Genomic DNA, 22647 nt, shown 5'->3' with positions numbered 1-22647 from the left:
GCGGGAAGCGGCGGCGTGCGCGCGCTCCCGTCGGTCCGATCCGACGCAACGCCGTCGCCCGATGCGGCGGATGGAGCGAGCATCAGCGACACCAACCTGAGCCGGCGCAAGGACGACCACCTGGACATCGTGCTGGATCGTCGAACGGCACGGGCCAAGGCCGCCGGCTGGGAGTACATTCGCTTCGAACACTGCGCATTGCCCGAGTTGGACCTGACGCAGGTCGACCTCAGCGCCTCGCTGCTGGGCAAGACCATGCGCGCGCCTCTGCTGATCAGCTCCATGACCGGCGGCATGCCACGCGCCGAGGCCATTAACCGGCATCTGAGCGAGGCAGCGCAAGTCTTGGGGATTGCCATGTGCGTCGGTTCGCAGCGCGTGAGCCTGCAATCCCGCAACTCCCAGGGGCTGACGCGCGCGCTACGCCGCCTCGCCCCAGACGTTCCCTTGCTGGCCAATATCGGCGCCGCGCAACTGCGCCAGCCCGACGGCCTGGACCTTGCCCGCCGGGCGGTGGATGCACTGGAGGCCGATGGACTCATCGTCCATCTCAATCCGCTGCAGGAAGCGGTACAGCCGGAGGGCGACCGCGACTGGCGCGGCGTCCTGGCGCAGATCGCTCGCGCCGCACGCAGCGTGGGCGTGCCGATCGTGGCGAAGGAAGTGGGATCGGGCCTGTCCGCGTCGGTGGCCTGTGCGCTCGTCGAGGCGGGCGTGGCGGTGATCGATGTCGCCGGCGCCGGCGGCACCAGCTGGGCCGCGGTGGAGGGCGAGCGGGCCCGCGATGCCGCCGACCGCGCAGTGGCAATGGCATTCGCGGATTGGGGGATTGCGACCCCGGCCAGCGTGCAGGCGGTCCGTCGGGCCCTGCCAGCGGTGAAGCTGATCGCGTCGGGCGGGATCAGCGACGGCGTCGACGTGGCCAAGGCCATCCGCTTGGGCGCGGACATCGCCGGGCAGGCAGCCGGCGTGCTGCGCGCGGCTACGCAATCCAGCGAGGCGGTTGTCGCGCATTTCGAGATCGTTATCCGCCAGTTGGCCGTCGCCTGCTTCTGCACCGGCTCGGCTGATCTGGTGGCGTTGCGTCAGGCGCGCTTGTTGCCCTCGGCGCACCTGCCCGCCGGTTGACGCCGGCGGCGCCCGTACGTGCGGCGGGCGCTAGTCTTACTGAGTGAGAAAGTCTCGGAAGCGGGAGGATTGCCTGGTCGCGGGGTTGTTCGGGTGCTGCTTCGTGATCGGGGAGGCACCCCGCCATGCCCCGAACGGACAGCCGAGAGTAAAGCGGTATTCGACGGCTAAGTCGATGCTTGATCAGGGTGACCGGTCACGCAGAGCGAGAAGCCCCTAAAAGGGTCGGAACACCAGGTGCGGCGGGAGACCGGCAGGAGCAGATGGTACAAAGCCATTGCGATCAAGGAGTGGCGATCACATTGACCTCCAGTCAGCGCGGCCGGCCGTATGAACGAGAAGAGACGAGCGATTTCAGCCGCCGGACCCCCTTGATTTAACATTCCGATGATTTCGGAGCGCTGATCGGGCGTCAGCTTCGGACGGCGTCCACCGTCGGGGGCGCCAAAAGGCAGGATGATTGATCTTTTTACGTATCATTTGTCTGATGCATGATACGCGAACAGATCCTAACACGTTGACCTCGATCGCTAAATAAGATACGCTGCCATATCATCTGGCATTGGAATGGATCGTTTACATATCATATGGACTCTCAATCGGAAATTCTACGGGAAATCGGTGGGCTTTTCAGGCAGGCGAGGCTGGCCGCTGCGATGACGCAAGAGCAGGTCGCTGATTTGGCGGGTATATCCCGTCCCCGGTATCGCGACATCGAAAAGGGAGCCGCAGCCGCGCGTGCAACAACGCTCATGAATATCGCTCGCGCGCTCGGTCTGGAAATGATGCTGGTTCCGCAAGTCATGGTGCCGGCTGTCCAGGCTCTATTGCGTCCGCATGATGATGACGATCGACCCGCCTTTGTTTCTCAACCTGACGATGACGATCATGCCTCCAGTCTTTCGCGCACCTAAGACGATCCCGTCGCTGGACGTGCTCTTGAACGCAGTGAAGATCGGCACAATCGTCAGGACGCCGGGCGATTTCAATGCATTCAACTTCGATGAGGCCTACCGCGCGACGGGCGGCTTTCCGGTTCTCAGCCTGTCGTTCCGGGCAGCGACGGGAGGATTGCGGAAAGATCCGAAGCCTCTGGCAAGCGCCTTGCCCGCTTTCTTCGCGAACCTCCTGCCGGAGGAGAAATTGCGGGAGGCGATGGAAAGGCACCACGAAGGCAATGTGCGGCCAGGCAATGACTTCGATCTTTTAGCGGCACTAGGCACCGATCTGCCGGGAGCCGTACGGGCGTTGCCCAGTGACGGCGCGATAGCGGTTTCGCAGGATGCTTCAAAGGATCAGCCCAAGGCACGGTTCTCGCTTGCCGGCGTGCAGATGAAGCTGTCGGTCATGAAGAACATTGGAAAAGGCGGCGGCCTTACCTTGCCGCTGGACGGCGAGCAGGGCCGGTACATTGCCAAGTTCCCTTCGACGGCCTTTCCGGGCGTTTCCGAGAACGAATTCGCCAACCTGGCGCTGGCAGCAGCAATCGGCATGCAGGTTCCTGAATGCGAACTGGTCGAGAAGTCCGATTTTGAGGGCGTTCCCGAAGAATTCAATACGCTGTCGGAAGGCAAGGTCCTTCTCGTCAAACGCTTCGATCGCGGCGCCGGTGGCGAGAGGATACACATCGAGGATTTCGCTCAGGTCTTCGGTGTATACCCCTCGCGCAAATATGAGGGGGCTGCTTATCACGACATAGCCTTGGCTCTTGGCGTGGCCGTCTCGCCTACGGCGGCTCTCGAGTTCGTCCGCCGCCTGGCACTGACCGTCATCACCGGCAATGGCGACATGCACCTGAAGAACTGGTCTTTGATCTATCCCGGTAACGGCGACAAGCCGGCGCTTGCACCAATCTACGACCTCCTATCCACCGTGCCATATATTCCCGCCGACGCCATGGCGCTGTCGCTTGGAGGAGAGCGCTCGTTCAAGGCGCTAGCAGCACCGCGATGGAAAGCATTTGCGAACCGTGCACGGCTTCCGGAGCCAGCAGTCCTGAAGGCAGTGGTCGAGACGGTCAAACTCGTCAACGAGTACTGGTGGCATCTGCCTGAGCGCGACGTTGTCGCAGCGAAAGTGCTCGAGCGGATCGACGGACATGTGAAGGCGATGACGCCGATACTGAACTCCTGCGCCGAGAAGTAAACCGAGTCCCTCGGGTTGATATAGCGGAACTATTCGCCCGTGCCCCGGATTAGTGGCCGTGGATCGGTGGTATGCTAGGATCGCGCGCAAAGTCGGCGGAGTGTCCACTTGGACACGCGTTGAGCAAGCACGTCAGCTCGCGGGCACAGAAGAGTTCGCAGCTCCCGCAGAGGGTCGAGATGCTGTTCGTGCACCTCAATTCAACGATGGGGTTCAACCGAATGCGGTGACTGAGGATCGCGATCCGACGCTTTGTGTCGCCAATGTCGCGTCCGCTACACGGGCTGTTCCGACGATCCTTTCTTGGAACTCAAGCTAAACCCCTGAAAAGCAACCATGAAATTATTCTTCGGTTGGATCAGCCAAATTGGCATGAGTCTTGAGATCCTTAGGTGCGAGGCGGCTAGAGCTGCCCGACCGGCATTCAAGTCGCGGCAGCCGCGATGAATGGGAACGAAGGAAGGAAAGCTACATGTCAGGTTTGCGTCAGATCGCCTTTTACGGCAAGGGCGGCATCGGCAAGTCCACCACCTCCCAAAATACGCTCGCCGCCCTGGTCGACCTCGGGCAGAGAATCCTCATCGTCGGCTGCGACCCCAAAGCCGACTCCACCCGCCTGATCCTGAACGCGAAGGCGCAGGATACTGTCCTGCATCTCGCGGCAGAGGAAGGTTCGGTGGAAGACCTGGAACTCGCGGACGTGCTCAAGGTCGGCTACAAAGGCATCAAATGCGTGGAGTCGGGCGGACCCGAGCCAGGTGTCGGCTGCGCCGGCCGCGGCGTGATCACCTCGATCAACTTCCTCGAGGAGAACGGCGCCTACGACGATGTCGACTATGTCTCCTACGACGTGCTCGGGGATGTGGTGTGTGGCGGTTTCGCGATGCCGATCCGCGAGAACAAGGCCCAGGAAATCTATATCGTCATGTCCGGCGAGATGATGGCGCTCTATGCCGCCAATAACATCGCCAAGGGCATCCTGAAATACGCCCATTCGGGCGGCGTGCGGCTCGGCGGCCTGATTTGCAACGAGCGCCAAACCGACCGCGAGCTCGACCTCGCCGAAGCGCTGGCTTCCAGGCTCAATTCCAAGCTTATCCACTTCGTGCCGCGCGACAACATCGTCCAGCACGCCGAGCTCAGGAAGATGTCTGTGATCCAGTATGCGCCGGACTCCAAGCAGGCCGGGGAATACAGGGCGCTGGCCGAGAAGATTCACGGGAATTCGGGCCAGGGCACCATCCCGACCCCGATCACCATGGAGGAGCTCGAGGACATGCTGCTCGACTTCGGCATCATGAAGACCGACGAGCAGATGCTTGCCGAGCTTCAGGTCAAGGAAGCGGCCAAGACTGCCGCACAGTAGCGACTGCTGCCGACATGAGGCGCCGCCTTACCTGGTGCGCCTTTCAAAGAACGGCGCCTCGTCGGTGAGGCGTCACCCTGAACCTTGAAAGGGGTCCCATGAGCCTGGAATACGAGAATGACGGTGGCCTCCATGCGAGGCTTATCGAGGAGGTGCTGTCGCAATATCCTGACAAGTCGGCGAAGCGCCGCAAAAAGCACCTCAGCGTTGCAAAGAGCGGCGACGAGGCTGGCGAGGAAAGCGAGGTCCTTTCCGAATGCGATGTCAAATCGAACATCAAGTCCATCCCCGGCGTGATGACGATTCGCGGCTGCGCCTATGCCGGCTCGAAAGGCGTGGTGTGGGGTCCAGTCAAGGATATGGTCCATATCTCGCACGGGCCGGTCGGCTGCGGGCAATATTCCTGGTCTCAACGCCGCAACTACTACGTCGGCACGACCGGCATCGACACGTTCGTCACGATGCAGTTCACCTCCGATTTCCAGGAGAAGGACATTGTTTTCGGCGGCGACAAGAAGCTCGAACGGATCATCGACGAGATCGAGGAACTGTTTCCGCTGAACAAGGGCATGACTGTGCAATCCGAATGCCCGATCGGCCTGATTGGCGACGACACCGAAGCCGTGTCCCGCAACAAGGCCAAGCAGCACGAAAAGACAATCGTGCCGGTGCGCTGCGAGGGCTTCCGCGGCGTGTCGCAATCCCTCGGCCACCACATCGCCAACGACGCGATCCGCGACTGGGTGTTCGAGAAAAAGGCCATCGAGTTCGAGGCCGGCGCGTACGATGTCAACGTGGTCGGCGACTACAATATCGGCGGCGACGCTTGGGCTTCGCGCATCCTGCTTGAGGAGATGGGCCTGCGCGTGGTCGGCAACTGGTCGGGCGACGCTACGCTGGCCGAAATAGAGCGGGCGCCAAAGGCGAAGCTAAATCTCATCCATTGCTACAGGTCGATGAACTACATCTGCCGGCACATGGAGGAAAAGTATGGCATCGCCTGGATGGAGTACAATTTCTTCGGCCCCTCCCAGACCGAAGCCTCTCTGCGCAAGATAGCCAAGCACTTCGGGCCGGAAATCGAGGCCAAGGCCGAGGCGGTCATCGCCAAATACCGGCCGTTGGTCGATGCCGTAATCGCCAAGTACCGGCCGCGCCTCGAAGGCAGGACGGTGATGCTCTATGTCGGCGGGCTGCGCCCCCGTCACGTCGTCACGGCATATGAGGACCTGGGCATGGTGATCGTCGGCACTGGCTACGAATTTGGCCATAACGACGACTATCAGCGCACCGGCCACTACGTGAAGAAGGGCACCCTGATCTATGACGACGTGACTGGTTACGAGCTGGAGAAGTTCATCGAAGGGATCCGTCCTGATCTCGTGGGCTCCGGCATCAAAGAAAAGTACCCGGTCCAGAAGATGGGCATACCGTTCCGTCAAATGCATTCCTGGGATTATTCCGGCCCGTATCACGGCTACGACGGCTTCGCCATCTTCGCCCGCGATATGGATCTGGCCATCAACAACCCGGTCTGGAACCTCTACGACGCCCCCTGGAAGAAAAAAGCCGAGCCGTCGGCGGCGATCGCAGCTGAATGAAAACCTGGCCTCCCGGAAGCCGGCAGGCCGTGAACGCCTGTGGCCTTTGTCCGCGGGAGACCTGAAAACGTTTCGACGTCCCTGTGCCGCCCTATGGCGGGCCAGATGGAAAGAGGTAACCACCCATGCCGCAGTCGGCTGAAAAAGTTCTCGACCACGCGCCCCTGTTCCGCGAGCCGGAATACAGGCAGATGCTAGCCGAGAAGAGGCTGAATTTCGAATGTCCTCACCCGGACCAGATCGTTACCGACCAAGGCGAATTCACCAAGACGTGGGAATACCGCGAAAAGAACCTTGCTCGCGAGGCGCTTGTCGTGAACCCCGCCAAGGCCTGCCAGCCGCTCGGCGCGGTGTTCGCGGCCGCAGGCTTCGAGCGAACCATGTCCTTCGTCCACGGCAGCCAGGGCTGCGTCGCCTATTACCGCTCGCACCTGTCGCGCCATTTCAAGGAGCCTGCTTCGGCGGTTTCCTCCTCGATGACCGAGGACGCGGCAGTGTTCGGCGGCCTGAAGAACCTGGTCGACGGGCTCGCCAACACGTACCAACTCTACGACCCGAAGATGATCGCCGTCTCGACCACTTGTATGGCGGAGGTCATTGGCGACGATCTGCACAGCTTCATCGAGAATGCCAAGGACGAAGGCTCGGTCCCGCGCGACTTCGACGTCCCCTTCGCCCATACGCCGGCCTTCGTCGGCAGCCATGTCGACGGCTATGACGTTGCGGTTAAGGGCATTTTGGAGCATTTCTGGAAAGGCGAGGAGCGAACGGAAGCCGAGGGGACCATCAACGTCATTCCGGGCTTCGACGGATTCTGTGTTGGCAACAACCGGGAACTCAAGCGCCTGCTCGACCTGATAGGCGTGTCCTATACCTTGATCCAAGACGCCTCTGACCAGTTCGACACGCCGTCGGACGGCGAATACCGCATGTACGACGGCGGCACGAAGATCGAAGACGTGAGGAAGGCACTCAACGCCGAGGCGACGCTGTCGCTGCAGCATTACAACACCCGAAAAACACTGGAGTATTGCGAGGGGGTAGGGCAGGCGACTGCCTCGTTTCATTACCCGCTCGGAGTCCAGGCGACCGACGACTTCCTGATGGAGGTCTCCGCGATTTCCGGCAAGCAAATCCCCGAGGCAATCCGCCTGGAGCGCGGCCGACTTGTTGACGCCATGGCGGACAGCCAATCCTGGCTGCACGGTAAGAAATACGCCATCTACGGCGATCCGGACTTTGTCTACGCCATGGCCCGCTTCACCATGGAGACGGGCGGCGAGCCGACCCATTGCCTCGCCACCAACGGCACCTCGGCGTGGGAAGCGGAGTTGAAGGAGCTGCTTGCATCATCGCCCTTCGGCAAGGGTGCTCAAGTCTGGGCGGGCAAGGACCTCTGGGCGTTGCGCTCGCTGCTCTTCACCGAGCCGGTGGACCTGCTGATCGGCAACTCCTATGGCAAGTATCTGGAGCGCGACACCGGCACGCCGCTGATCCGGCTGGCCTTTCCGATCTTCGACCGCCACCATCACCATCGCTTTGCGCTGATGGGCTACCAAGGCGGGCTGCGCGTACTGACCACGATCCTCGACAAGATCTTCGACAAGCTCGATCGCGAGACAAGCGAGACGGGCGTGACGGACTATTCGTATGACCTCACCCGCTAAGCGTGACGGTCGGCTTTGGCCGGTCGTCTTCCCGAGGGACTTTGGAGACCGACGCAATGTCCTTGCTCAGAGCCAAAATCCAGGATGTCTTCAACGAGCCTGGCTGCGAAAAGAACCGCGGCAAGGATGCCAAGGCGCGCAAAAAGGGCTGTTCGAAGCCACTGACCCCCGGAGCGGCGGCCGGTGGCTGTGCCTTCGATGGCGCCAAGATCGTACTGCAGCCGATCACCGACGTCGCACACCTGGTCCATGGGCCGCTCGCCTGCGAGGGCAATTCCTGGGACAACCGCGGTGCGGCTTCGTCCGGGCCAACGCTGTGGCGCACAAGCTTCACGACCGACCTCACCGAACTCGATGTTGTGATGGGGCAGGGCGAGCGGAAGCTTTTCAAAGCGATCCGCGAGATCAAGGAAGCGTATGGGCCGCCGGCGATCTTCGTCTATCCGACCTGCGTGACGGCGCTGATCGGCGACGACATCGAGGCTGTCTGCAAGCGCGCCGCGGAAAAGTTCGGCTTGGCCGTTGTGCCGGTCAATGCGCCGGGCTTCGTCGGCTCCAAGAATCTCGGCAACAAGCTTGCCGGCGAGGCGTTGCTCGAGCATGTCATCGGCACGGTCGAGCCCGACGATGCCGGCCCTTACGACATCAACATTCTTGGCGAATTCAACCTCTCGGGCGAATTCTGGCTGGTGAAGCCGCTGCTGGATCGGCTCGGGATCCGGGTGCGCGCCTGCATTCCAGGTGACGCACGTTACTTGGACATTGCCGGCGCGCACCGCGCCCGGGCGGCCATGGTGGTGTGCTCGACCGCGCTCATCAATCTCGCCCGCAAGATGGAGCAGCGCTGGGGCATCCCGTTTTTCGAGGGCTCCTTCTACGGCATCAGCGCCACGTCTGAAGCGCTCCGACAAATATCTCAGCTGCTCGTGAAGAAGGGTGCCGATCCGGAGATCCTCGGCCGTACCGAGGTATTGATTGCAGAGGAAGAGGCGATCGCTTGGAAGAGGCTAGCGGCGTACGAGCCGAGGCTCGCAGGCAAGCGCGTGCTGCTCAACACCGGCGGCGTGAAGTCCTGGTCGGTCGTCCATGCGCTGATGGAGATCGGGATCGAGATCGTCGGAACCTCTGTCAAGAAGTCGACCGTCGAAGACAAGGCGCGCATCAAGCAGATCCTCAAGGACGACAACCACATATTTGAGCAGATGGCGCCGCGCGAGCTCTACGCCATGCTCTCAGAACGGAAGGCGGATATCCTGCTGTCGGGCGGGCGCACGCAATTCATCGCGCTGAAGGCCAAGACACCCTGGCTCGATATTAACCAGGAGCGCCAACACCCTTACGCCGGCTATGACGGCATGGTGGAACTCGTACGCCAGATCGACATCGCCATTCACAATCCGATCTGGGCGCAGGTGCGGGAGCCGGCACCATGGGATTGCCAGCCTACGGTGAGGGAGGAACGGCCGCGCACGAAATGCGAGACCGCGACCTTTCATGCTGTCCAGGAATTCGCCGGCACGACCGCCGACGGTTTCGGCGAGTGTTGAGGAAAGCCGATGGTCCGCATCCTTCCCCAGACCAAAGCGGCGGCGGTCAATCCGCTGAAGTCATCGCAGCCGCTGGGTGCCGCCTTGGCCTTTCTTGGCGTCGACGGCGCGATGCCGTTGTTCCACGGCAGCCAGGGCTGCACCAGTTTCGCGCTCGTGCTCTTCGTGCGGCATTTCAAGGAAGCCATCCCCCTGCAGACGACGGCGATGGACGAGGTGGCGACGATCCTCGGCGGGGCAGACCATCTGGAAGAGGCGATCCTCAACCTGAACGCCCGCACAAAGCCCACACTGATCGGGGTCTGCACGACGGCGCTGGTGGAAACCCGGGGCGAAGACTGCGCAGGCGATATCGCCAATATCAGGCTGAAGCGCAGGGAAGAACTCGCGGGTACGGAGGTGGTGCTAGCCAACACACCGGATTTCGACGGCGCGATCGAAGAGGGCTGGGCCAAGGCTGTCACCGCTATGATCGAAAGGATTACGCGGCCCGGCGAGCAGGCGCGGCAGTCGAAGAAGATCGTGATCCTGCCTGGCTGGAACCTCACTGTGGCTGACATCGAGCATTTGCGTGAGATGGTTGAAAGCTTTGGACTGAAGCCGGTGATTCTGCCGGACATCTCCGGCTCGCTCGACGGTGCGGTGCCCGACCGCTGGGTCACGACCACCTATGGCGGCACCAGCGTCGAGGATATCCGCGAGCTTGGCACGGCTGTGCAATGCGTCGCCATCGGTGAGCATATGCGCCGCCCGGCCGAGCTGCTGCAGAGGTTGACCGGCGTGCCTTACGTGCTGTTCCGGTCGCTGACTGGATTGAGGGACGCCGACCGGTTCGTCTCGCACCTATCGGCGGTTTCGGGCGCGGCGGCGCCGGCTGGGGTACGCCGTCGCCGGGCGCAGTTGCAGGACGCGTTGCTCGACGGACATTTCCACTTTGGAGGCAAGAAAATTGCGATCGCTGCTGAACCAGACCAACTCTACCAACTCGCGAGCTTCTTCATCGCCATGGGCTCCGAAATCGCGGCGGCGGTCACAACGGCCGCTATGTCGAAAATTCTGGAGGAAGTGCCGGCGCAGTCGGTTCAAATCGGCGATCTCGGCGATTTGGAAGCGCTTGGCGCCGGCACTGATCTTCTCGTTACTCATTCCCACGGGCGCCAGGCGGCGCAGCGCCTCGGCATTCCGCTCATGCGGGTCGGCTTCCCGATCTTCGACCGGCTCGGGACCCAGCACAAGCTCATAATCCTCTACCAAGGGACCCGCGACCTGATCTTCGAGGTTGCCAACATTTTCGAAGCCAACGGGCACGCGCCGACGCCTGAGGCGCTTGATCCACTCCGTAAGCGAGAAATGCCAGATGAGCTCCGTCCGTCGCCTCTCGCTCGTCACTGACGAGGTTCACGCACCGACGCCGGAACGCCAAGCCGGCGCATTGCGCGTGGCAATGGCCACGCAGGACATGAAGAACATCAACGCCCATTTCGGCTCGGCCAGGCGCTTTGCTGTCTACGACGTGATGCGCGAGGAGTGGAAGCTCGTCGAAGCCGTGGCCTTCGATGACGTTTCCGGCGAGAGCGGGAAGCACCGAGCTGAGGGCGATGACCGCATCACCCTGAAGGTGGAGGCGCTGAAGGGCTGTCATCTCCTGTTTTGTCTGGCGATCGGCGGACCTTCGGCAGCCAAACTTGTTTCCGCAAAGATCCATCCGATCAAAGTCCCGCAGCCCCAGACCATCCAAGAGGTGCTGTTGCGCACGCAGATGATGCTCAGGACGTGTCCTCCCCCTTGGCTGCGCAAGGTGCTGGCGCAGGCAGGTGTCGCTGAACAGAAACCCTCCTTCGAGGACGAGGGCTGAATTGAGGAGTAGCCGAAATGTTTGAAGCCGCTGTTAGCCCTGCCGCCACCGAGGACGAGGCGGCCCTTGCCACCCCGTTCGTCAAATGCCTCGTGCGGTTGATCCGTGCCAATGATTCCCACGGGTCATGGGAAGGCAAATCGGACCCCGAGCTGCTGGGCGACTTCATCATCACCAGGGAACAGCGCCGTGCAATTCCAATCATCGGCGATCCCGATCCGGACGTGCTGTGGAGGCTCGATAAGTTCTACACCGCCGTCGGGCTTGCGATTGAGGAGCGCACGGGCCTGATGGCATCGCCGATGATGGAGATGAGCCATGAGGGCTTCGGGCGCGTGCTCTTCACAGCCGGGCGGTTGGTCGTTCTGTCAAAGACCCTGCGCGACGTCCACCGGTTCGGTTTCGAGACGTTCTGGAAGCTCGCCGCGGCCGGTACCAAACTGGCCGGCGATGCCACCGCAGCCATTGAGGCTCATCCCGAGGTGGCGCGGGCGTGATGCAACCGACTTTCGATCGAGGGGATCATGTCAGGTCTTGAGGACATGCGGTGGCCAGTCCTCTCAATCGAGGCGGTCCAGGCCGATATGGTTCTTGGGGTAGCGCTGATGAAGCCAGTGGTACTGATCTGTTCGCAAGATGCGGAGTTGTATCTGTACTACAGCCACATTCTGGGGGTGGATGGCTTCAGGATTGAACTGGCCAGAAGCGTGGAGGAAGCGCTGGCATTAGCCAGTGAACGGGAGCCGCAGGCCGTGGTGCTGGACTGCCAGCCGGCAAGCTCGACAGGGTCTACCATCTGTGCCCAGCTCAAGGCGGAGTTCCGGAACAGAGGCCTGCTGGTTATTGCGCTGATCGCGCCCGGCGCCGAAAACCAGCAGCTCGATCTCTTGAAGGCAGGTATTGACGAGAGCTTTGTGCGGCCCTTCACGCCGGCGATGCTGCTCGACTATCTACGCACGAAGCTGGCGCTACCGAAGCCGGGTTCAAACGGGATCGAAAATGGCAGCTGGCTCTGCTGCGGCAGCCTTGAGATGAAGCTCGATGCCCACCGAGTTCGCGGCAATGGCCACGACATCCACCTCGGACCTCTCGAATTCAACCTGCTGCGGCAATTTCTTGAGGCTCCCGGCAAGGTCTTCAGCCGAGACGAGCTGATCGACGCGGCCTGGCCGGACAATATCCATGTCGGTGAACGCACTGTCGACGTCCATATCAGCCGGATCAGAAAGGCGCTGAAGGCGGCCTCGCCAGGTAGCGTCATTCGTACTGTCAGGTCTGCCGGCTACTCGCTCGAGAAGCTGGACGACTGAATCGCGAACGGATGGTGTGCCACTCTCCGTCTTCGTTGGAAGGCAAGTCTTGCGGTTCGAAACGCGCTACGGGCCCGACATCTCAGGGGGAAGCAGTCAGATGGCCTTCAAGAAAATACTCAGTGTGACGGGAGCTGACCATTCCGATCAGGACGTCGCAATAGCTGCTCGCTTGTGCGCCGAGGTCGGCGCGTATCTTTCCGTACTAATTATATCGCCTCCGCCGCTCCTGATGTCGCCTCCGCTTATTGGGTCCCCTCCGCCGTTGGGCGGTGGCATCCCCGAGTGGTCTAGACATCGCACACACCACATTGCCGCACGGGAACAATTTTCACAGGAGATGGCCAACCTGGAAAAGACATGCAGGGAAATTCACAAAGTGCTGAGAGCCACGTGGCGCTGCTATGATGTCGACACCGAACACTGCGACAAGGCTGGCGTCGGTGACGCGGTGCGACAGCGGGCGCTCTGCACCGACCTGACAATCGTCGGCCCCGCACTTCTCAACGAGACTAGTCTCGGACCCCTTGTTATCAACGGCAGCTTGTTCGACACGGGAAAGCCGGTGCTTGTCGTACCGGAGGGCGCTGAGGCGACTCTGTCTCCACGGCGCGTGCTGGTCGGCTGGGATTCGCGAGTCGAGGCGTCCCGTTCGATTCGAGAAGCGCTGCATCTGCTAGCCGGTGCTGAGGAAGTTCGTGTCGCAGTCGTCGATCCGGAGGCGACCTGCACCGGAAACGGCGCCGAGCCGGGAGCCGACATCGCTGCCTATCTCACTCGGCACGGTGCTCGGGTTTGGGTCGACCGGCTGGCGAGCCGCGGCAAACCGGTGGCCAAGGTGCTAGCGCAGCACGCAATCGACACGTCTGCCGACGTGATCGTCATGGGCGCTTATGGCAGCCGCTGGTTGCGCGAGCGGCTCTCCGGTAGCGTGATAAGATGGATAGTTGGCACGCCTTTGCCGCTGTTTTTGGCCCGCTGACGGGTTCTGAAGTAGCACCGATGCTGTTCAAAGCTCTACTCCGCTGGCCACCTACCCTGATACCAAGTCGGAGGAAGATCGCCGCAAACGAGCAGGTTTCGCGAAGCTCATGAGCAACTTGGAAGCGCCGTCGCGAAGCACATTCCCCGGACGCCTCTAACGCGCTCGGTGTCTGCTCGCCGAGACAACCCGTAACGCGCAGACAAACGGCCGGGCAGAAGCCCAGGCGTCCTCAATGCGCTCAAACACAGATACTCGAGCCGGCGTCAGGTCGAGAAAGAGAGTCGTTTCAGCGCGGCAGGCCGCGTTCGGACCATAGCCTCCTCGTACTAGCGTTATCACGATTTCCCTCACCACTGGCCGGGAACTGAACACGGAACGACCGTGCAGCGGCCAACGCACCGACCTTCGAGTCCGGCGGTCGGGCTCTTGCCGGCCCTCGGCGCGAACGGTGGCATCAATCACGTAGCATCGCCTGGGATGGTAGCCGTCAGCGGCGAGGGCGGCCGCATCTTCGGCGTTTTCAGTCTGCCTTGGCCCATCGCGTGGCGACCTAGCGGCCTTCAGGCGGGCCAAATTCCGACAACGCTCACATTCGCACTAGGTGGTCCCTGTAGGGCCTGCGCACAGGGACACAGAACAACAAAAGTAGGATCCGGGAGAGTTCACCGGCCCGGCACAGGCCGGCACTCATCCTGGCCCTCTTCCCCACGATCATCATCTGGCGATAACGGTACTCGCGACCCGCAGCCGGACATAACCGGCGTCGTCGTGAAGAACTCCTGCGTCGCCAGCAGGAATTCAAGCGCAAAGCGGAAGAGGTAGGGCAGAGGCGATGCTCGGATGGAGCGGCGCCTGCAATCGCAATGGCGTTGCGCTACACTTGAGCGACCGAAACGACAAGAAGCTCAAGCAAGGCTTGAGGCGGACGATGATGACGAGGCTGGCGGCAGCCAACGCGGTCATGCATCTGTTGGTCCCTATATGTCGAGACGTCGGTGGCCACGCTTCTGCGCCGACGGGGAAGCGGGTGATGCGTGTCCAAGACCTGACAGTGGCGGAAAATATGTCGCGTCCAATACAACCGGCGATCTTGGGCGCCACAGAAGTTTTTCAAAGCATAATCAAGCATTTACCGCACGGCTGAGTGCGTTGGCACGGCCTTTGCGAATTGAGATTCAGCAACACTGAGTGAAGGCTGACTGCACGCAGATGCGCAAGACGAACAATGCTCTCCCTTCGTTGAACCCTCGTGCCCCGTCTCAAAGGGGAACAAGCTTGCGCATAAGGTCACGCAACCTTTGGCAATAGCTTTGGAGGGCAAGATGATGTTGCGGATGGGGTCACCGGCTCCTTCGATCAAAGTGGAGGACTGGCTGCGTGGCGAGCCCCTTGCGGACTTCCAGCCCGGCAAAGTCTATATCGTCGAATTTTGGGCAACTTGGTGCGAACTATCTGCGGCGGAGATGCTCGAGCTGATGCAGCTACAGGAGAAATACAAGGACAGCGGACTTGAGGTCGTCGGGATCGCGGCTGATGAAGACGCTCCAACGGCCGTCGAGGCCCGGACCAAGTTGGACGCGTGGTTGGCCGAAAAGTGCCCGGATCTGAATCATCGGATTGCGTTCGACGTCACAGGCGAAATGAAGAAGCTTTGGAGGGAACCCAGCTTTTGCGTCGGGGTTCCGACCTCGTTCGTAGTCGACCGAGACGGCTGCATTGCCTTTATCGGTCATCCGAGCCAACTCGGTGAGGTTTTGCCGAAAGTGCTCAACGGCAGCTGGCGTACCAGCAACAAAGCGAAAGCTGCCGATCAGGAGCGGATCGCCACAAGCGAACCCCTGGCGCGCGGACAAGCGTTGACGAAGCCGATCGATGACAGGTTCTGGGCGGCGGTGAAGTTGGAAGATTGGAAGACGGCGCTCTGGGCTATCGAAGAGGGCATTGCCTTGATGCCGGACGACCTCAATTTCCGCCTGGCCCATGCACATCTGTTGCTTCACAAAATACAAGACATGTGGACCGGCCTGCCCGTGATGCGCCAGTTGGTTCGTGACGCGATCGACAAAAATTCCGAGGATTGGATGGTTTCGGCGCTAGACCAACTTTTCCATCCGGCCAATGACCATTCGCGCCTTCCCCCTGCCGAGCGCTTCGCGATGGGCAAGGAGCTGTCCGAACACATCCTGGCGCTGAATCCCCCGCAAGGCGACAGTCCTAAGTTCCGATCCTATCCCGCGGTCGCCCGGTACTATCACGAGAACGGCAACAATGATCGCGCGATCGAGTTGGTCGAACTGGCACTGACGTCGCTGGACGGTCCGGAGCTTATCCCGGCCGAATTGAAAGAGCAGCATCTGCCGGATTTGCTGCAGGCCCTCGCCAAGTACAGGGGTGCGAAGGCTTGTTGCGGCGCTCTCTTTGCCGCTGCGCAAAACAGTTTCCCGAAGGTGCCAAAGCGCGGTCGGCCGAGGAAGAAAGATAAAAAAGGGTAATTGGTCTAAATGGTTTACTGGCCAATTCGTCCATTTCCCTGGCGTGACCGCAGCAAGGAGGTCCATGCAGCACTTGGTCGATCGTTTGCAGCAGGATCGAGGCTCGAATCTTCATGGCCTCCCGCATTGCGGCGGAAGCGATGTTCGACGCGAATTCGCGTGGAAGACTTCGCAGTCGAGGACGTGTTCAAGGTCGGCCCGAGGGACATCAATTGCGTGGAATCAGCGGCGCCGAGCCATGCGTCGGCTGCGCAAGGGTGCCCGAAGTAGGCGTCCCAGAAAACAGACCTCGTGCTTCGAGGAAGAGAACTGAAATGAGGAGAAGGCGAAATGTCTGATGCTGGTCAGCCGGGCTATCAACGCGGACGAGGCGGCCCTTGCCATGCCTTTTGTCAGATGCCGTGCGGCTAATCCGTGCTCAAGACTCCTATGGCTCGTGGGAAAGGCAAATCGGACGCCGAACTGCTGGGCGACTTCATCATCACCAGAAACCAGCGGCGTGCGATCCCCATCATCGGCGATTCCGATCCGGACGTGCTGTGGAGGGTCGATATGTTCTACACGGCCATCGGGCTTGCGATCGAGGAACGCTCCGGCCTGATGACATCGCCAATGATGGAGATGAAACCCATGGGGGCATCGGACGATTGCTTTTCACGGTCGGGCAGCTCGTCGTTCTGTCCAGACGTCCATCGGTTCGGCTTCGATACGTTCCGGCAACTCGCGGAGGCCGGTACGAAACTGGTCGACGATGCGACCTCAGCCACTGAAGCCTATCGCGACGTGGCACGGGCGTGAAGACACCGATTTCGAGGAAGGATCTATGTCAAAGCTGGATGAGATGGGAACGAAAGTTCGAAAGCTTCAGCTGCGCGCGGCAATTGCCAAGATGAAATTGCGCGACCTTGCAGAGGATCTCCCGGGAAAATGGACGGAGATAGAGGAAGTTGCCGAGGGAGCGTCGGCCGTTTTTGCCGAGTGGGTGGTGCCAGGAGAGAGCTCGCTGCAATGAAGAAGTTACGATGAGGAGCACATGCACCACCCGCGACGGCTCCGGATGGATGCCGGAATATCTCACTGCGATAGACAGCGCGACCTGCATCGGCTGCGGCCGCTGTTTCAAAGTCTGCTCTCGCGAGGTCATGCATCTTTACGGCGTCGATGACGCGGGTGAAATCCTCGGCGCCTGCGACGGCGAAGACGACGATTTCGATGGCGAGCTCAATCGCATGATCATGGTCGTCGACCATCCCGGCCGCTGCATTGGCTGCGGAGCCTGCGCCCGCGTCTGCCCGAAGAATTGCCAGACCCATGTTGCGGCCGACAATGCCGCTGCATGATCTGGTGGACAACCCAGGAGAACGGTATTGCCCTTCAGAATCTTCTGCCGCGTCCTGGGAATGGTCCTTTGCAGCACAGTTCTGACCGCCTACTTCGCTTCTCATTCCATCGGCACAGCAATCGTCACGACGCTGGCTTGTTCGTTGCTCCTTCAGTTGGCCTATTTCGCAAGCGTGCTCTTTCTGATCTGGCGGTCTGGCCGCGTTAGCCGAGCTGGCCAAAGGGCTGAGCATTTCGACAGTTGCAAGGAAGTTGTATCCGAGCCAGACCTTGATGAGGTGACGAATGAATCCGCAAATTTGCTCCAGCGCGATCAAATCCTGGCCATATCGCTGCTGCTGCCTTGAGGCGCCATGACAAGGTCAGTGCTCAAGCTGGCAAATTTTGGACCAACCATAAGTATCGAGCAGATATTCGAAGGTTACTTTGCGTGAGAAGTCGATTGGCGACCGCAATCCGGTCACTCTAGTATTCCAGGAGATGCAAGGTTCTTGAATGCCATACCATCGTAGCCCTCTCGCAGTACGCCGGCGTGCGGTTGCAACTCTCAATGACCCTGGAAATAGTAATGGGACTCTTCGGCGCCGGATAACGCAGATGACCTCAAACCAAAGACACCTCTAGAATGACTCATGCATGGCCAATTCAGCTCCATCGCGTGTTGCCGGAGAGAACATGCTGGAAAAGTTCGAACGCTATCCGCTCACCTTTGGGCCCACGCCCACTGAGAAGCTCGACCGCATCTCCAAGCACCTGGGGGGCAGGGTGGAAATCTACGCCCGAGCGCGAGGACTGCAACTCCGGTCTGGCGTTCGGCGGAAACAAGCTCCGCAAGCCGTGCAGCCCTCTGCGACAGCACCGTCAGGATGTCTGCAACCAACGGCCCCTGCCGCTCAGCCGGAACACCAATGAAAGACTGGTGGCTCGACATGGAATTCGAGAATTTCGGCAGATTCTTCGCCAGCAACTGCGCGTGCGCCGGTGGTCTTCGAAGCGCCACGATACATTTCCTAGCCATCAGAAGCCGGCCTGGCGAAAGGCCGCCCCCTTATAGGGCTTCCGGTCTCTTCCGGTCCATAGAGATCTGCTGCACACCATGGAATGGCGCGGTGCATCTATTAGACAGGCTGGAGATGATCGAATCGCCGCCTGGAATGCCACAGGTATTGGCGCCATCGGCGCCGACCAGCATTTTTCCCGGAAAATTCTCGATTGTTTCGCGATCCTTCGCTACCTTGGGCGGCTTCCTATTCGAGTCGATGGCCCCATTGAAAATGCGGGCGCCGTCGACAGTCGTCGCAGCCCCTGCTTGATAGCAAGCTCACGCACTTCCATGATAAAGGGCTCAGGAACAAGCCCGCCACGTTGACAGTGCGGATTCTCCAGCACGATGACCCCCTGGCGGCTCGTCGGTAATCGCTCTGTCGCGGATAGCCGTGCGCAGATTATCCAGTGACAGCCTTGAGTGGGTTTCCGCCGGCACCGGCTGCAGGTCATAGATCGGAACGATTGCCGAGGATCACCTCGCGGGACTAGTGCGAGCAACGCAGTAAGGTCCCTAGCCTCCGCTCGCCAGGAAAGCGGCGTCTTCATTTCATTTCCGAGCAATTATTCTAGCGCCTGCGCCTGGCGCGAGGAGGGGATAGCAGATTGTGCCTATTCGCCAACCGTCGGAAATGGCTTAATCGACCAATGGAGCGAATCGACGGCACGTTGGAGTATCTCTTCGGTCTGAGTGTGCCAGGGCGAGGCGGCGATGATATGTCCGATCCAGTCCCGGTAATCGCCTTTCCTAACGATCGGCGTCATGGGTGGAATATAGAATTTGACCTCGGCAACGCCTGGTACAGCAGCTTCTTGACTGCCGTCGGCGATCCTATCAAGGATGCCGTCGCGATCAGCAACTAGGAACCGCGCAGCCGCAATGTGCGAATGCCTTCTGCGCAAATCCCTTTTTTCGCCAATAGCAATCTTGATGTGCTCGGTGACGAGATCGATACCGTAAGCCAGCTGAAGCAGTTGGGGAGTGGGCGCGCCATGAAGCCGCGGATTGACTTCAATGACGACTGGGCCACGCTTCGTCCACCGGAATTCGATGCCCGCCGGCCCCCAGCCAAGCCCAAGAGCTCGCAAACAACTCAGCGAAACATCGGCGATACGTTCATGCTCGTCATCAGTCAGCGGGGCCGGAATGGTGCACGCACGGCAGACGAAATGCGGGGGAGGGCCGTAGTCAGCGGTCCCAATTCCAATGATCTGATCTCCCATTGTGTCTGCCCAATAGTAAGGACCTTTTGCGAATTCCTCGACCAGCACCCTAGGCGAAGACCGCCATTTGTGCTGCCCACCCAACATATAGGCCGTATGTTTAGCTAACTCATCGAGGTCGCGGCACAATCGAACACCCATGCTGCCGCTGCCTACAGCCGGCTTAACAATTACTGGTAGTCCGATCTCTGCGGCAGAGCTTTCTACGTCCGCCATGTTCGCTGCCAGGCGATAAGCCGGTATCGGAATGCCAGCATCCGAGAGAAGCTGACGTTGAGTGAATTTGTCGTGACATTGTTCGATGGATTCGGGGTTTGGCCCCGGTAGATCGAAATGTCGGCAGAGCTTGCCAACTGTTGCATAGACCGACTCATCGTCGCCCGAAAAGCCAGTAATGCCAGCAATCTCGTAGTTCTCTCCTAAACGGGAAAGTTCGCGGATCAGAGCATCGAGATTGTCTGTATCGACGACGATTGCCTCCATCCCTTCCGCCGGCAGATAGTCGTACTGAGCTGGATTAGTCGACAGGGTGATTGGATGAAGACCAAGACGATTGGCCGCTTCGACGTATAACAGACCATTGCCCCTTGAATGACCCTCAAGGAGGATGAATGCTCTTTTGGCCATCTGCTGTTGCTCCGATTTGCCGTGCTTTGCCGAGGTCATGGCACAGCTTCATCCGTGCCTGATCTCAGACCGGGTGAACGTACCCTAGTCAGCGATCTGCAGTTGCAAAGGTTCGGTAAATTCATTTGAAGGTTCTGTTGCAGCGGATCATTAAACGCAAGGCAGGGTGGCAAACCGCTGGTCGGTCAATGAGACAGGAACTGCTCTGCCAGTGAGAGCATTGGGATTCAATTCGTACTTTGCCTGCCCCTTACAACATCGTCCACATCGATATCGCTCAGCCGCGACAGCCCGGCACGCTTGAGAGCCCGGGTGGCGAGACGCCGCCCTCCATGGCGATGTGACTGCGGTTTAAAGGGCTTCGATGTCCCCGCCGCTGCTCGTAGTGGCGCACCTTCGGCGGGATGCAAGATGGCGCCGCCACGTGCGCCACTACGAGCAGCGCACCGACGTCTCTCACGCCATGATCCTTGCTATGGGCGGCAATCTCATCCGCAGAAACGCTCATCGCTTTGCGCACTGACCCATGGAGGGTAAGCGCTGTTCTCAGGCCACGGCCTTTAGCTCGGGCGCGCGGATGTAGGCCCAGGGCAGCAGGTCGTCGATCTGGCTGTTCGGATGGCCGTTGACGATCCTGGTGAGGACATCGGCGACATAGCCGAGCGGCTCAACGCTGTTGAGCTTGCAGGTTTCGATCAGCGAGGCGATGACGGCCCAGTGTTCGGCGCCGCCGTCAGAGCCTGCGAAGAGCGCATTCTTGCGGTTTAGCGCGAAGACCGATTCATTATGCACCTCCTTTTCAAATGGCGGAAAACAGCGATTCTTGTTGTCGTCGTGGATGCGACGCGGAGTATTGCGCGCCAAATCGGCGTCATCGACATCCGCCACGATGTCCTTGATGAGCGCGCGCAGCAGTTGCTGACGACAGCGCATGTCGACACCCGGCGCATTCCAGGTGGCCTCGAGATTCTGGGCGAGGCCGGTGAAGTCCGGAACCGCGTCGACGGGCTCCACACGCTGGACTTCGCTCAGCCGGGCCTCGCAGGTCTCCACGCGCCTGAGCGTGGCTTCCCAACTCCTCTCGAGCTGGGCCGCAATAAGCCGGTTCTCCGGGTCGCAAGCGGCATAGCGGCGCTCGGCGAGCGATGCCTCATAGCGCGCCTGCTGCAGGTCCATCTCGATCATCTGCCGCCGCTTGGCTTCGCTCTCCAGCTGCATCCGTTCAGCCTCCAACGCCGCTTCGATCGCCATCGGCGCAACCGCCTCCAGCGCTTCGCGGGTCACCGCCGCGTCGGTGCGAAAGCCGTTGAACGACATGCATCGCGCCTGGGCCATCATGAGGTTGCCGCGCTCGCAGCGATATACCGGATAACCTTGGCCGCGTCCGGCATACATGACAACCAGTCTTCGCCCGCATCGACCACAGGAGATGAGACCCGGGAGCATCGCGCGACCGCCGCGGCCCGACTTGACGCCGCCGGCTTTGCCATAAGCGTTGGCCGCGAGCAGTTCCTGGTTCCGTTCGTACTCGCTCCATCCGATGTAGCCTTCGTGATGGTCCTTGAGCACCACCGCCCACTCGCTAGCCGGCTTGTAATGGCCATAGCTCTTGCGAACGCGGCCATCGACGATCTCAGTGCGCTTCTCGCTCTTACCATAGACATAGGCGCCGGCGTAGAATGGGTTCTTCAGGATCGAGATCACGTTGCGGTAGCGGATCGGAACCCAGTCGAAGGAGACCATCTTCTTGCCATCGGAGGGTCTGGGGAAATGCACGTCATCGTCGATCATCGAGATCAGGACCTGGCGCGCACTGCCGAGTTCGCGGAAGCGCGTGAATATCAGGCGAATGGTCTCCTGCAGGCGCATGTCGGGATCGAACCCGAGACCGTAATCGCGGTGCCAGACATAGCCGAAGGGCACGGAGATGCGCAGTTCTCCGCGCTGTGCCTTGGCGCGGGCAGCCTCGTACATGCGGGCACGCAGCACGCCGAGCTCGAACTCGCTGATGCTGCCCTTCATACCGAGCAGCAGGCGGTCGTTCGGCAATCCCGGATCGTAGACTCCGTCCATATCGATCACGCGTGCATCGACTTCGCCGCACAACTCGAGCAGCCGATGCCAGTCCGGCCCGTTGCGCGACAGGCGGGACGCCTCCAGGCAAAGCACGGCGCCCACATGGCCGGTGCACAGATCGTCGACCAGGCGCTCGAAACCGGGACGCTCCACAGCCCCGCTTGCGGTTCGTCCCAGATCCTCGTCGATCACCTCTACTTTGCGGAATCCCCAGCGCCGCGCGACCTCGACAAGCTCAT

18 protein-coding genes and 2 pseudogenes are annotated in these 22647 nt (G+C 60.6%); 18 read left to right on the top strand and 2 right to left on the bottom strand.

The features are described from left to right. Positions 1-81 precede the first annotated feature (81 nt). From fni to NKH19_RS12280, 18 genes and pseudogenes are all read left to right on the top strand, one after another. Positions 82-1128 carry a type 2 isopentenyl-diphosphate Delta-isomerase gene (fni, locus tag NKH19_RS12365; RefSeq protein ID WP_352982231.1) on the top strand — a complete coding sequence of 349 codons (1047 nt, stop codon included), beginning with the start codon at positions 82-84 and terminating at the stop codon, positions 1126-1128. 587 nt (positions 1129-1715) lie between these two features. Further along, positions 1716-2042 (top strand): helix-turn-helix domain-containing protein, encoded by a 327-nt coding sequence (locus tag NKH19_RS12360; RefSeq protein WP_352688265.1) that lies wholly within the window; start codon positions 1716-1718, stop codon positions 2040-2042. Continuing rightward, positions 2017-3273 (top strand): type II toxin-antitoxin system HipA family toxin, encoded by a 1257-nt coding sequence (locus NKH19_RS12355; RefSeq protein ID WP_352982165.1) that lies wholly within the window; start codon positions 2017-2019, stop codon positions 3271-3273. Before NKH19_RS12360 ends, NKH19_RS12355 begins: the two co-directional genes overlap by 26 nt. A 472-nt stretch (positions 3274-3745) precedes the next feature. Then, entirely contained in the window at positions 3746-4639 is an 894-nt protein-coding gene (nifH, locus tag NKH19_RS12350; RefSeq protein WP_023763052.1) for a nitrogenase iron protein, read from the top strand. Between the two features lie 98 nt (positions 4640-4737). Continuing rightward, positions 4738-6240, top strand: coding sequence for a nitrogenase molybdenum-iron protein alpha chain (nifD, locus tag NKH19_RS12345; protein WP_352911758.1), 1503 nt, complete (start codon positions 4738-4740; stop codon positions 6238-6240). 125 nt (positions 6241-6365) lie between these two features. Then, entirely contained in the window at positions 6366-7907 is a 1542-nt protein-coding gene (nifK, locus tag NKH19_RS12340; RefSeq protein ID WP_352982164.1) for a nitrogenase molybdenum-iron protein subunit beta, read from the top strand. 56 nt (positions 7908-7963) lie between these two features. After that, entirely contained in the window at positions 7964-9454 is a 1491-nt protein-coding gene (nifE, locus tag NKH19_RS12335) for a nitrogenase iron-molybdenum cofactor biosynthesis protein NifE (protein WP_352631450.1), read from the top strand. A gap of 9 nt (positions 9455-9463) precedes the next feature. Next, positions 9464-10846, top strand: a complete 1383-nt coding sequence (nifN, locus tag NKH19_RS12330) for a nitrogenase iron-molybdenum cofactor biosynthesis protein NifN (RefSeq protein ID WP_352982163.1) — start codon at positions 9464-9466, stop codon at positions 10844-10846. After that, a complete protein-coding gene (gene nifX, locus NKH19_RS12325; protein ID WP_352982161.1) occupies positions 10812-11309 on the top strand; it encodes a nitrogen fixation protein NifX in 498 nt (165 codons plus the stop codon). Before nifN ends, nifX begins: the two co-directional genes overlap by 35 nt. A gap of 17 nt (positions 11310-11326) precedes the next feature. Next, a complete protein-coding gene (locus NKH19_RS12320) occupies positions 11327-11806 on the top strand; it encodes a NifX-associated nitrogen fixation protein (RefSeq protein ID WP_286461356.1) in 480 nt (159 codons plus the stop codon). A 27-nt stretch (positions 11807-11833) separates the two neighbouring features. Further along, complete coding sequence (locus NKH19_RS12315; RefSeq protein ID WP_352982159.1) at positions 11834-12619, top strand: response regulator transcription factor; 786 nt, start codon at positions 11834-11836, stop codon at positions 12617-12619. Between the two features lie 379 nt (positions 12620-12998). Continuing rightward, positions 12999-13601 (top strand): universal stress protein, encoded by a 603-nt coding sequence (locus NKH19_RS12310; RefSeq protein WP_352555895.1) that lies wholly within the window; start codon positions 12999-13001, stop codon positions 13599-13601. A gap of 1325 nt (positions 13602-14926) precedes the next feature. Then, positions 14927-16096, top strand: coding sequence for a TlpA disulfide reductase family protein (locus NKH19_RS12305; protein WP_352982158.1), 1170 nt, complete (start codon positions 14927-14929; stop codon positions 16094-16096). 429 nt (positions 16097-16525) lie between these two features. After that, a complete protein-coding gene (locus NKH19_RS12300) occupies positions 16526-16894 on the top strand; it encodes a DUF269 domain-containing protein (protein WP_352982156.1) in 369 nt (122 codons plus the stop codon). Positions 16895-16919: 25 nt separating this feature from the next. Continuing rightward, positions 16920-17122: pseudogene (locus NKH19_RS12295) on the top strand (CCE_0567 family metalloprotein). Continuing rightward, positions 17119-17436, top strand: coding sequence for a ferredoxin III, nif-specific (fdxB, locus tag NKH19_RS12290; RefSeq protein ID WP_352982155.1), 318 nt, complete (start codon positions 17119-17121; stop codon positions 17434-17436). Before NKH19_RS12295 ends, fdxB begins: the two are co-directional and overlap by 4 nt. Positions 17437-17463: 27 nt before the next feature. Then, positions 17464-17784 (top strand): exopolysaccharide production repressor protein, encoded by a 321-nt coding sequence (locus NKH19_RS12285; RefSeq protein WP_352982153.1) that lies wholly within the window; start codon positions 17464-17466, stop codon positions 17782-17784. 328 nt (positions 17785-18112) lie between these two features. Then, positions 18113-18272 (top strand): annotated as a pseudogene (locus tag NKH19_RS12280) (1-aminocyclopropane-1-carboxylate deaminase); the annotation flags it as partial. A gap of 821 nt (positions 18273-19093) precedes the next feature. Here the strand turns inward: NKH19_RS12280 and NKH19_RS12275 are convergent. After that, positions 19094-20332 (bottom strand): ATP-grasp domain-containing protein, encoded by a 1239-nt coding sequence (locus tag NKH19_RS12275; RefSeq protein ID WP_352982229.1) that lies wholly within the window; start codon positions 20330-20332, stop codon positions 19094-19096. A gap of 546 nt (positions 20333-20878) precedes the next feature. Beyond that, positions 20879-22647: recombinase family protein (locus NKH19_RS12265; RefSeq protein WP_352982152.1), on the bottom strand; the 1769-nt coding region annotated here is incomplete at its 5' end.

Source organism: Mesorhizobium sp. M1338, assembly GCF_040318045.1.
Lineage (GTDB): Bacteria > Pseudomonadota > Alphaproteobacteria > Rhizobiales > Rhizobiaceae > Mesorhizobium.
The sequence above is the reverse complement of the archived record's forward strand: the minus strand, read 5'-3'. Positions and strand labels throughout refer to the sequence as shown.